Genomic DNA, 11,538 nt, shown 5'->3' on the forward strand with positions numbered 1-11,538 from the left:
GGTGGCGGTGCTCAGCTCGCCTGGAGTCCGCGTCGCCATGTCAGGGTTCTCCTTTCCGCCGTACGCAGCGCGAGGTCCGACAGCAGCCCGAGGAGTGCGTAGACGAGCAGGCCGAGGAGGACGACGTCGGTCTGGCTGAACTCCCGGGCCTCCATCATCAGGAAGCCGATCCCGGTCTGCGCGTTCACCTGCTCGCCCACCACGAGACTCAGCCAGGCGGCGCCGAGGGCCAGCCGGAGGCCGAGGAAGAGCGACGGCAGCGCGCCGGGCAGCACGACGTGGCGGAGCCGGGCCAGCTGACCGAGGCCACAGGCCCGGGCCGCCTCGACCAGGCGTTCGTCGATGTCTCGGATCCCGGCGTACGTGTTGAAGTAGATCGGGAAGAACGCCCCGAGGGCGACCAGTGTGATCTTCAGTGACTCGCCGATGCCGACCCAGATGATCAGAAGTGGTACCAGCCCGAGATGCGGCAGCATCCGGGCCATCTGTACCGGCGGATCGACCAGGTCGTCCCCGAGCCGGAGCAGTCCCGCTGTGGCGCCGAGCAGCAGGGCCAGGACCCCGCCGATGGCCAGTCCGATCCCGGCCCGGGTGAGTGAGTCCAGCAGGTGGATGCCGAGGGTGCCGTCGCGGGCGAGCCGCCAACCGGTCCGCGCCACCTCGCTGGGCGCGGAGAGCTTCTCCGGTGGCAGCAGGCCGGTCTGCGCCGCCGCCTGCCAGACCAGGAGCAGGCCGACCGGGGTGAGTGCGCGGCGCCAGCGTCGACCCGGACGGACACTCCGGCGTACGTCGCTGCGGGCCGGCGTGGGGGAGGCCGGGGAGCCGTCGACCGTACCGACGAGGGTGCTCGTCATCGGAACACCCCGCTGAACTGGTCGTCCACCAGGGAGACCATGTCGACCGTACCCGGGATCAGCTTGAGTTCGGTGAAGCCGTCGGCGATGGACTGTAGTTCGGCGCCGATCTCCGGGCCCACCGGTGCGAGCGGCTTCGCGCTGCGGGCCAGGGCGCGGGCGGTCGTCGACTCGTCGATCTTCAGCTCCGGCGCCAGGATGCTGGTCCGCTCCTGCGGGTTGGCGATGCCCCAGTCGGTGGTGCTCCGGTACGTCTCCAGGAACGTCCGGATCTGGTCCGGCTTCTGCTCCAGCGCCTCCGGCGATACCAGGATGTACTCGCGATTGCTGGCCAGTCCCGTGGCGTCGGCGAGGATCTTCACTCCGGGCTGCTCGGCGAGGGCGAAGTACGGGTCCCAGATGATCCAGGCGTCAACCTGGTCGTTGTCGAACGCCGGACGTGCCTCCGCCGGCTTGAGGTACTTGACGTTGATGTCCGCGAGGGTCATCCGATGCGCCTCGAGTAGCCGGACCAGTAGCCAGTTGACGTTCGATCCCTTGTTCAGGGCGACCGTCCTGCCCTTCAGGTCGGCGAACGTGCGGAAGCCCTTCGACTCCTTGACCAGGACCGCCTCGCCCTGTGGCACCGGTTCCGACGTACCGATGATCCGGAACTTGATTTTGCCGGCGGCGGCGAAGATCGGTGGCGCCTCGCCGACCTGGCCGATGTCGATCGCGCCGGCCTTGAGCGCCTCGGTCAGCGCCGGCCCGCTCTCGAACAGCGACCAGTCGGCGTCCGGCGCCTCGCCGCGGGCCTTCACCAGGCTGAGCCCGCCGAACCGCTGGTAACCGACGCGCAGTTTCCCGGCGTCCGCGTCGGCGCTCTCCTGCCCGCATCCGCTGGTCGCCCCGGTGGTCACCAGGGCCACGGCGAGCAGGCCCACGAGGAAGGGGCGACGCCCTCGCGGGGCACGGAACAGGGCTCGGGGACGGTCGGCAACGGTCCTGACGGGGTGGGACATGGGGATGCTCCTGAAGGGAAGGAATCCGTCCGGCGGGGCCGGCTGGTCTCGAATGCGGCGGGGATGACCGGTACGGCGGCGGACCGGGCACGGCGGCGGACCGGGTCCGGCCGGACGCGGGCCGGGTGGGACAAACGGCCGACCGGTGTACGGCCAGCAGCCGGCCACATTGGACGGCGGACCGCGTGGCGCGGAGGACCGCGTGCGAGCGGGGGATCGCGTGCGAGCGGAGGACCGCGTTCAGGTAGCCGGTGGACTGCGTTCGGGCAGCCGGTGGACTGCGTTCGGGCACGCCGGACCGCGTGCCGGGGCCGGTGGTCGGCTCCGGATTGCAGCCTACTAAACCGATAGGATTTGTGGATAGAGTGTCGAGGTCGGAGATCGGATGGCACCGCCGTCCGTCCCGCCAGTTGCCAGCCGTCAGCCGTCCACCGGCCGTCGAACCTCGCCGTTCACGCCCGCGTGCCCACCCGTGACTGGAGAGACACCATGACGCTCACCTTCCATTGGTTCCTGCCCACCTACGGCGACAGTCGGGACATCGTCGGCGGTGGCCACGGCCTGCCGGCGGGAACCGCCGGGGGTGCCCGGCCGGCCACCGTCGCGTACCTCGGCCAGATCGCCCGGACCGCCGAGCAACTCGGGTTCGTCGGCGCGCTCACCCCGACCGGCGCCTGGTGCGAGGATGCCTGGCTGAGCACCGCGATGCTCACCGAGGTCACCGAGCGGCTGAAGTTCCTGGTGGCGTTCCGGCCCGGACTGACCTCGCCGACGCTGGCCGCCCAGATGGCCTCGACCTTCCAGCGACTGTCCCGAGGACGGCTGCTGCTCAACGTCGTCACCGGCGGTGAGTCGCAGGAGCAGCGCGGCTACGGCGACTTCCTCGACAAGGACGCCCGGTACGCCCGCGCAGACGAGTTCCTGCACGTCGTACGGGGACTGTGGCGGGGCGAGACGGTGACGCACACCGGTACGCACCTGCGGGTCGAGCAGGCCCGGTTGAGTCGGGTACCCGAGCCCGCCCCGCCGATCTACTTCGGTGGCTCGTCGGCCGCCGCCGGCCCGGTGGCCGTACGCCACAGCGACGTCTACCTCACCTGGGGCGAGCCGCCGGCACAGGTGGCGGAGAAACTGGCCTGGATTCGAGGGCTGGCCGCCGAGGCCGGGCGGGAACTGCGGTTCGGGATCCGGCTGCACGTCATCTCCCGGGACACCTCGGAGGCGGCCTGGGCGCAGGCGCAGCGGCTCCTCGCCGGGATCGCCGAGTCGGACATCAGGGCCGTTCAGGCCGGGCTCGGGCGCAGCGAGTCGGAGGGGCAGCGCCGGATGCTCGCCCTGCACGGCGGATCCCGGGACGGACTGGAGGTGTCGCCGAACCTGTGGGCCGGGGTGGGCCTGGTCCGGGGCGGCGCGGGTACGGCGCTGGTCGGTAGCCACGCCGAGGTGGCCGACCGGATCGCGGAGTACCACGCTCTCGGGATCACCGAGTTCATCCTCTCCGGACATCCGCACGTGGAGGAGGCGTACTGGTTCGGCGAAGGGGTGCTGCCGATTCTGCGTCGTCGCGGACTGTGGCGGCACCCGGACGGCGAGCCGGCCGCCCCGGTCGCCGACGTCCCGTTCGCGGCGACTAACAGAGGACCGGCCGCCGACGGCCCGATCGCGGTGACCAACGGAGGATCCGGTGCTCCGGCCGGCGCCGAGGGTTCCACGAGCCCCGCCGGGGACGGTGGGTCGACTGGGGACGGTGTCCGGGCCGCTGCGGGGCAACTGGCGACGGACGTAGCTCCGTCGACGCCGGCTCGCGCCGCCACCCGGTAGTTCGTCCGTCGCATCCCGCAGGGCACGGCAATCCGGCCGAGACGGCCCCGCTACCCCGGTCCGCCGCCCGTCACGCGAATCGTCCGCGTGGCGGGGGTGGCCCGATCGTCCGATGTGGTGTCGCCGGTCTCAGTATCGATAGACGTCGACTTGTCTATCCGGTCGCGCGGGTCCTGCGGGTCGCCGCGCCGGCCGTACCGCGGATTCTGGCTATTCCAGTACGGCGGCCCGCAGCATACCCGCTCGCTCGTCGGCATTGTGAACTGCTCGCCGTCCTCGTCCGGGGCGCGGGAACGAGGGGAGATTGTTGACAATGTTATTGGCAATGGTGTTGTCCACACCTATGATCGGTCTGCCTCCGACATGCATGGCGGGTTCCGGCGTGACCTGACGGACGCGTTCGCGGAACCGCTCGGAAAGGATTGTCGATGACAGCGTCCGCAACCGGTCGAGGACCGGTCCTTGTGGTAAGCGCGCACGCCGCCGATTTCGTCTGGCGCGCCGGTGGTGCCGTCGCACTGAGCGCCTCCCGGGGTCAGCAGGTGCACGTGCTCTGCCTTACCTTCGGCGAAAAGGGAGAATCGCAAGGGTTGTGGAAGCAGCCCGGGATGACCCTCGAACGCGTCAAGGAGGCGAGACGGGACGAGGCGAGCCGGGCGGCGAAGGTCCTCGGCGCCGAAATCGAGTTCCTCGACGTGGGAGACTACCCGCTGCGCGCGACCGACGCGCTCTACGACAGCGTCACCGCGACCATCCGGCGGATCAACCCCGCCACGATCATCACCCACCCGGTCAAGGACCCCTACAACCTCGACCACTCGCTCACCCACGAGATCGTGCTGCGGTCCCGGATGGTCGCCCAGGCGGCCGGACACGACCGCTCCAGCCAGCCGATCGGGGCCACCCAGGTGCTGCAGTTCGAGCCGCACCAGCCGGAACAGTGCGACTTCGTACCGAACCTGCTGCTCGACATCTCCGAGGTCTTCGAGCGGAAGGTCGAGGCGATGCGGATCATGGGGGCGCAGGGTCACCTGGTCGCGTACTACACCGATCTCGGCGTCCGGCGCGGTGTGCAGGCGGTCCGCAACGGCGGTCCCCGCTCGATCACCCACGCCGAGGCCTTCCAGCGGGTGTTCCCGGTAGTCGGGAGCGAACTCCTGTGAGCGGCCACGTCATCGTCCGGACCACCGTCGCGCCGCCGGCCGATGCCGTCAAGCGCCTCGGCGAACTCGGCGTGTCGACGGTGCACGAGGCGCAGGGGCGGACCGGGCTGCTCGGCCACCTGCTCCGGCCGATCTACCCCGGCGCCCGAATCGCCGGTCGGGCGGTCACGGTCTCGGCCCAGCCGGGCGACAACCTGATGATCCACGCGGCGGTCGAACAGACCCGGCCCGGTGACGTCCTCGTGGTGGCCTTCACCTCGCCGAGCACCGACGGCGCCTTCGGTGAACTGCTCGCCACCTCGTTGCGCGCCCGTGGGGTGCTCGGCCTGGTCATCGAGGCGGGCTGCCGGGACGTGGCCGAGCTGACCGAGATGCGGTTTCCGGTGTGGTCACGGGCGGTCTCCTCGCAGGGGACGGTCAAGGCGAGTCCCGGCTCGGTGAACGTCCCGGTGGTCGTCGGCGGCGGATACGTACGGCCCGGCGACGTGATCGTGGCCGACGACGACGGGGTCGTGGTGGTGCCGCGCGAGCGGGCCCAGGCGGTCGCCGCGGCGGGCACCGAACGGCAGGACAAGGAAGAGGAGAAGCGTCGGCAACTGGCCGACGGCGTACTCGGCCTGGACATGTACAACCTCCGGCCGCTGTTGGACCGGCTCGGCGTCCAGTACGTCGACGCCCCGGACGGCGACGGAACCAACGGCGACGGAACCAACGGCGACGGAAGCGACCACGACGGGACCGACGGCGACGCGTCGGGTGGTGACGGGTCCGGGCGCGGATCGACCGGCCCGGCAGCCTCCTGACGCCGCTCACCGACCAGCACCTGGTCGTCACCACACCCGATCGACCGACCTCCGGGCATGCCGCCACGCCGGTCGGCACCAGCATGATCGAGGAACCTGCCTGATGGAGTTTCTGGTACGACAACTGAACCGGATGCCGGCCGACGAGGAGTCCCGTCGGCTCCGTGAGGAGCTACGCCCGAAGGAACGTCGCGTCGCCCAGGAACTGCGGGACGCGGGCATTCTGCGCAGGCTGTGGCGGGTGCCGGGCACCCAGCACGCGATCGGCCTGTACGAGGCCGACGACGCCACCGCGCTGCACGACGCGCTGTCGTCGCTGCCGATGTTCCCGTGGCTGGAGATCGAGATCCAGCCGCTCGCGGTCCACCCGCAGGAACGGGGAACGCCGCCGGTGGCTCCGACCGCACCGGCGTCCGGTCCGGTACCCGGGTAGCAGAGGTTCCGGGCCGTCGTCCGTGGTCGTCGGGGGTCTTCCGGGTGCGTCAAATGACGTACCCGGACCCGCCCCGATCGGCCACGGTGGCCCGTCATTTGCGTATCGACCCGGCCCGCCGTATTCCATATTTTCTATCTTGACGCCGACGGATGGCGATGGTGTCGCACAGTTCGAAGCATTCGTCGAGGTGTGCCATTCCGGCCTGCCCGACAACGGGGGGAACGCTCGGGCGGGGATCGATTCAGCGAGATCCGGGAGGACGTCACCACAATGGCAGTGGAACCACTGATCGATCCCACCGGTAACGGCGACCTTACCTCGAATACCACCCTCGCGCCGCGACCGGGTACGTTGCGTGGCCGAACCCTCGGTCTGCTGAACAATACCAAGCCGAATGCCGCCGTCCTGCTACAGGAACTCGGCGAGCAGCTCCAGCGTGGATACGGCCTCCGCGAATTCGTCATCTACACCAAGCCCTACTTCGGCACCCCGGTGGAGCAGACCCAGATCGAGCGGATCGTCCAGGAGTGTGACTTCGCCGTCGCGGCGGTCGGTGATTGAGGCTCCTGCAGCGCGGCCAGTCTGGCCGACGGAGTTCTGCTCGAACGTGCCGGGATCCCGACGGTGAGCATCTGCACCGACGCCTTCCGGGTGCCCGCCGACGCGATGGCGAAGGCGCTGGGCTTCCCCGGGTTCGAGTACGTGACGGTCCCGCATCCGGTGGCGAGTCTGACGCTGCCCGAGGTCAAGGAGAGGGTACGGACGATGTTGCCCCGGTTGCTGAGGATCCTGGGGGTGGAGCAGTGACGACCACCGCTGCCCCGTCCGGGGTCGGCGGCGGCCCGGACCAGTCGCCACCGGCAGCGCCGTCGGCGTTGGACCCGGTGGCGGCGCGCGAGGTGATCGAGCACTACTACGCGCAGGGCTGGACCGACGGCCTGCCCGTGGTGCCGTGCTCGGAGAGCCTGCTCGCCGAGTTCCTCGCCGAGGTGGACCAGGATCCCGACGAGATCATTTTCGCCATGCCGCACCTCAACCGGACCTGCTCGGTACGTCTCGCCGCCGTCAACGCGGCCATGGCCGGCTGCCGCCCCGAGTACTTCCCGGTGGTGCTCGCCGCCTGGGCGGCGCTCGCCGAGGAGGGGTACGCCGGCAAGGGCATCTGGCAGAGCACGACCGGAAACGGCACCTTCCTGATCGTGAACGGGCCGGCCCGGGACCGACTGGAGATCAACAGCCGGGGCAACATCTTCGGCTCCGGCTTCCGGGCCAACGCGACGATCGGCCGGGCGATCCGGCTGACCGCGATCAACGCGTTCGGGCTGCGTCCGCACGTCCTCGACCAGGCGACCCAGGGAACACCGGCGAAGTACACCTGCTGCATCGCCGAGAACGAGGAGGAGAGTCCCTGGCCAGCGCTGCACACCGACCTCGGCTTCGAGGCCGGGCAGAGCGCGGTGACGGCGATGATGACCCGGTCGGTGGTGCACATCGAGGCCCGGCACACGATCGAGTCGGACCAGCTTCTGAATGACCTCGCCAACACCGTCGCCCGGACCGGTGCGCTGGTGCACGAGACCATCAGCGCGTGTGTCGTGCTGGGGCCGGAGCACGCGAACCTGCTGGCCCGGGCGGGAATGTCCAAGGCGGACGTACGACAGGCGCTCTTCGACAAGGCGGTGCAGAGCCGGGCGACGCTGGACGCGGTCGGCAAGGGCGCGGTGTCCCGCAACACCCGGTGGCGGATCCCCCGGGAACATCCGGACGCCGTGCTGGACGGCGAGACCGACCAGGTCCGGGTGCTCAACTCACCGGAGGCGGTCGTGGTCGTCGTCGCCGGTGCCTCCAACGCTGGCGTCTCGGCGGTCGCCGAGACGTTCGGACCCAGAGGTGGCCCCCCGGCCACCGCCCGAGTGAAGGATGTGCGATGACCACTGAGCAGAAGACCACGGATCCGGCCCTGGAGACCGCGTTCGCCGACACCGTGACGGTGCTGGCCCGGGACGGCTACGCCGCGACGTGGGAACTGGACGGCGAGGGCGCGGTCACCTTCCGGGTCGCCGCGACCGCCGACGCCTGCGCGGACTGCCTCGTGCCGGCCCCGGTGATGCAGGCCATCCTCGACAGCGCCCTGGAGGGGACCGGCTACCGGATCGGCCGGGTGGAACTTCCCGCCGACCACTGACGCGCCGACGGCCGCGCGGTCATTGCACCGGTACGCCGACCACCGACCGCCGGCAGCTCACCGGCGACCACCACCCGTGCGAAAGGCGATCCATGGCAGTCGGAGACACCCACATCCGTGAACCGGAACGGGCCACCCCGGTACGCGGCGAGTACGACGTGGTCGTGGTCGGCGGCGGACCGGCGGGCCTGATGGCCGCGGCGGCGGCGGCGCGTACCGGCCGGTCGACCATCCTGCTGGAGCGGTACGGCTTCCTCGGCGGCGCCGGCACGATGGGCGGGCTGAGTACGTTCTGCGGCCTGCACGCCCGGGTGCACGGCGAGCACCAGCGGGTGATCCGGGGACTCACCGACGAACTGCTGGACCGGCTGGAGCGGATGGACGGGCTGAACGCGCCGCACCTCTCGGTCGCCGACCGGATCATGGCGCAGGCGTTCGACATCTCGGCGTACAAGATGGCCGCCGACGACCTGGTCCTGGCCGGTGGCGGGAAGCTGCTGTTCCACGCGACGGCGGTCGGGGTGTCGATGGCCGGTCCGACCGAGATCGACGCCGTGATCGTCGAGTCGAAGTCCGGCCGGAGCGCGATCCGGGGCCGGGTGTTCGTCGACGCCTCCGGGGACGGGGACCTCGCCGCCTGGTCCGGTGCGCCGTACGAGGTGTCGGAGAAACTGCTCTACCCGTCCCTGATGTTCCGGATCAACGGCGTCGACGCCGCCCGCGCCGGGCAGGCGTGGAAGACCGTCGCCCGGCTGATGGACGAGGCGGAGCGGGCCGGCACGCACACGTTCCCCCGGAAGAAGCCGATCGTCCGGCCCCAGCGCAACCCGCTCGAGTGGCGGGCCAACCTGACCCAGTTGAGCAATCCGGACGGCAGTGCGGTGGACGGCACCGACGTCGACGGGCTGACCCACGGCGAGATCCAGGGCCGCCGGCAGGTACGCGACGCCTTCGCCTTCATCCGGGAGCACACGCCGGGCTTCGAGGACTCGTACGTCGTCGACCTCTCACCGCAGATCGGCATCCGGGAGACCCGTCGGATCGTCGGCCCGTACCAGCTCACCGAGGACGACATCCTCGACTGTGTCGACTTCCCGGACACCATCGGGGTGAACGGCTGGCCGGTCGAGGCGCACGTCGCCGGGGACGTCGAGTTCCGGTTCCCGCGTGCCGACGCGGCGTCCCGGGGATTCAACCAGTTGCCGTACCGGATGATGCTGCCGCAGGTGGTGGAGAACCTCTTCGTCGCCGGCCGGTGCGCGTCGATGACCCAACGCGGGCAGTCCTCCGCCCGGGTCACCGGGCCGTGCTTCGTGATGGGGCAGGCCGCCGGTACCGCCGCCGACCTCGCGCTGTCGGCCGGCGTCGCGCTCCGGGACGTCGACATCGCCACCTTGCAGAAACGGTTGACCGGCGACGGCGCCTACCTCGGCACCGACCTCGCGCCGGACACCGCTGCCACGGACACCGCTGCCACGGACAGCGCGGGCGCCGGCACCGGGGAGCACCGATGACCCGCCAGCTGCGCAGCAACTTCGAACCCGGCACCACCCGGTGGGCGATGCGCCGGGCCCAGTGGCGGGCGATGGGCCTGACCGCCGAGGACGAGGTCAAACCGAAGATCGCCATCGTGAACAGCTCGTCGGCCCTGGCGAGCTGCTTCAGCCACCTCGACGACATCGTGGGGCCGCTCAAGGCCGCGATCAGGTCCGCCGGCGGGGTGCCCTTCGAGGTACGGACCGCCGCGCCGAGCGACGCGATCACCAGTGCCGGCCGCGCGGGGCAGTACATCCTGCCCAGCCGGGACCTGATCGTGCACGACATCGAGGTGGCGGTCGAGGGCGCCCAGCTCGACGGCATGGTCTGTCTGGCGTCCTGCGACAAGACGGCACCCGCGCACCTGATGGCCGCGGCCCGGCTCGACCTTCCGACCATCGTGGTGGCCTGCGGGTACCAGGCGACCGGGCGGTACCGGGGCGAGCACATCGACTTCGAGGACATCTTCCTGCGGGCGGGGCACGTCGCCAGCGGGCGGCTCACCGTCGACGAGCTCAGCGAGATGAGCGAGTGCGCGATCGGCGGGCCCGGGGTATGCGCCGGGATGGGTACGGCCAACTCGATGCACATCGCCTGTGAGGCGCTGGGCATGTCGATGGCCGGCAGCACTCCGGTACGCGCCAACGGCGACCGGATGTGGCGGGCGGTCCGGCGGGCCGGTGAACGGATCGTGGAACTCGTGACCGAGGACGTCCGGCCGAGGCAGATCCTGACGGCGGACGCCTTCCGCAACGCGGTTACCACGATTCTCGCGGTGAGTGGCTCGGTCAACACGCTCAAGCACCTCCAGGCGGTCGCGGTGGAGGCGGAGTGCGCCGTCGACATCGCGGGCCTGTTCGAGGAACTCGCCGCGCAGGTGCCGCTGCTGACCGGGGTGAAGCCGAACGGCGACCGGCACGTCGACGAGTTCGAGGACGCGGGGGGTACGCCGGCGCTGCTGAAGCAGTTGGCGCCGTTGCTGCGGCTCGACGCGGCCACGGTCACCGGCCCCCGGCTCGGCGAACTGCTGGCCGGGGTCGAGGTGGCCGACGCCGACGTCATCCGACCGCTGGAGAACCCGCTGGCCCGGCATCCGGCCATCGTGGTGGTACGCGGCTCGCTGGCCCCGGACGGAGCGATCATCAAGCGTACGGTGGCCGACGACGCGCCGTTGCGGTTCCGGGGACCGGCGCGGGTCTTCACCTCCCGCGAGGAGGGGCTGGCCGCGATCAAGCGGGGCGAGGTCCAGCGGGGCGAGGTGCTGGTGCTCAGCGGTCTCGGCCTGCGCGGTTCGCCGGGAATGGGCCTGACCTCCGCGTTCGTCTTCGCGCTCGACGGTGCCGGCCTGGGCGAGCACGTCGCGGTGATCACCGACGGCCAGCTCTCCGGCCTGGTGAACAAGGGTCTGGTCGTCGGCGAGGTGGCTCCCGAGGCGGCCACCGGTGGGCCGCTCGGCCTGGTCCGCGACGGCGACGTCATCACCGTGGACGTCCGGGAACGCACCGTCGACCTGCTGGTGGACGACGCGACCCTGGCCGCGCGCCGGGACCGGCTGCCGGCGCCCGTACCGGCGGTCGGTTGTGGCTGGCTCTCCGTCTACGCCCGGGAGGTGGGCCCGCTGACCGAGGGGGCCACGCTGGGCGGTCGACTGCCCCGAAGTGTCGCGACAGAGTAGTCGCGTGATGACTCGACGTGACCGTGGTGCGGGCGGTCCGCTGCGGCCGAACTCGGTCACGGCC

At 70.9% G+C, this 11,538-nt stretch carries 11 protein-coding genes; 9 read left to right on the forward strand and 2 right to left on the reverse strand.

Annotation, left to right across the window (positions count from 1 at the left end; translation table 11 throughout):
* Positions 1 to 11: 11 nt before the first annotated feature.
* Together H4W31_RS26795 and H4W31_RS26800 are read right to left on the reverse strand one after the other, a co-directional pair.
* The gene (locus H4W31_RS26795; RefSeq protein WP_192769172.1) at positions 12 to 854 is read right to left on the reverse strand and encodes an ABC transporter permease; all 843 of its coding nucleotides are present in this window, start codon (positions 852 to 854) and stop codon (positions 12 to 14) included.
* Positions 851 to 1,855 carry an aliphatic sulfonate ABC transporter substrate-binding protein gene (locus H4W31_RS26800; RefSeq protein WP_192769173.1) on the reverse strand — a complete coding sequence of 335 codons (1,005 nt, stop codon included), beginning with the start codon at positions 1,853 to 1,855 and terminating at the stop codon, positions 851 to 853. The genes H4W31_RS26795 and H4W31_RS26800 overlap by 4 nt, the downstream gene beginning before the upstream one ends.
* A gap of 489 nt (positions 1,856 to 2,344) precedes the next feature.
* On the opposite strand from H4W31_RS26800, the gene H4W31_RS26805 reads away from it, so the two are divergent.
* The 9 genes from H4W31_RS26805 (at position 2,345) to ilvD (ending at position 11,474) form a co-directional block, all read left to right on the forward strand.
* On the forward strand, positions 2,345 to 3,676 hold the full coding sequence (locus H4W31_RS26805) for an LLM class flavin-dependent oxidoreductase (RefSeq protein ID WP_225945699.1): 1,332 nt from the start codon (positions 2,345 to 2,347) through the stop codon (positions 3,674 to 3,676).
* 428 nt (positions 3,677 to 4,104) lie between these two features.
* Positions 4,105 to 4,839 (forward strand): PIG-L deacetylase family protein, encoded by a 735-nt coding sequence (locus tag H4W31_RS26810; protein ID WP_192769174.1) that lies wholly within the window; start codon positions 4,105 to 4,107, stop codon positions 4,837 to 4,839.
* The gene (locus H4W31_RS26815; RefSeq protein WP_192769175.1) at positions 4,836 to 5,642 is read left to right on the forward strand and encodes a 4-carboxy-4-hydroxy-2-oxoadipate aldolase/oxaloacetate decarboxylase; all 807 of its coding nucleotides are present in this window, start codon (positions 4,836 to 4,838) and stop codon (positions 5,640 to 5,642) included. The genes H4W31_RS26810 and H4W31_RS26815 overlap by 4 nt, the downstream gene beginning before the upstream one ends.
* Positions 5,643 to 5,745: 103 nt before the next feature.
* Positions 5,746 to 6,075 (forward strand): muconolactone Delta-isomerase, encoded by a 330-nt coding sequence (locus H4W31_RS26820; protein WP_192769176.1) that lies wholly within the window; start codon positions 5,746 to 5,748, stop codon positions 6,073 to 6,075.
* Positions 6,076 to 6,348: 273 nt separating this feature from the next.
* Positions 6,349 to 6,885 (forward strand): UGSC family (seleno)protein, encoded by a 537-nt coding sequence (locus H4W31_RS45040; RefSeq protein ID WP_450091424.1) that lies wholly within the window; start codon positions 6,349 to 6,351, stop codon positions 6,883 to 6,885.
* Positions 6,882 to 8,009: a hypothetical protein gene (locus tag H4W31_RS26835; protein WP_192769179.1), complete on the forward strand. Its 1,128-nt coding sequence runs from the start codon at positions 6,882 to 6,884 to the stop codon at positions 8,007 to 8,009. Before H4W31_RS45040 ends, H4W31_RS26835 begins: the two co-directional genes overlap by 4 nt.
* Positions 8,006 to 8,263, forward strand: a complete 258-nt coding sequence (locus H4W31_RS26840; protein ID WP_192769180.1) for a hypothetical protein — start codon at positions 8,006 to 8,008, stop codon at positions 8,261 to 8,263. Before H4W31_RS26835 ends, H4W31_RS26840 begins: the two co-directional genes overlap by 4 nt.
* 92 nt (positions 8,264 to 8,355) lie before the next feature.
* Positions 8,356 to 9,777, forward strand: coding sequence for an FAD-dependent oxidoreductase (locus H4W31_RS26845; protein ID WP_192769181.1), 1,422 nt, complete (start codon positions 8,356 to 8,358; stop codon positions 9,775 to 9,777).
* Positions 9,774 to 11,474: a dihydroxy-acid dehydratase gene (gene ilvD / locus H4W31_RS26850; protein WP_192769182.1), complete on the forward strand. Its 1,701-nt coding sequence runs from the start codon at positions 9,774 to 9,776 to the stop codon at positions 11,472 to 11,474. The genes H4W31_RS26845 and ilvD overlap by 4 nt, the downstream gene beginning before the upstream one ends.
* Positions 11,475 to 11,538 lie beyond the last annotated feature (64 nt).

It is taken from the genome of Plantactinospora soyae (assembly GCF_014874095.1).
GTDB lineage: Bacteria > Actinomycetota > Actinomycetes > Mycobacteriales > Micromonosporaceae > Plantactinospora > Plantactinospora soyae.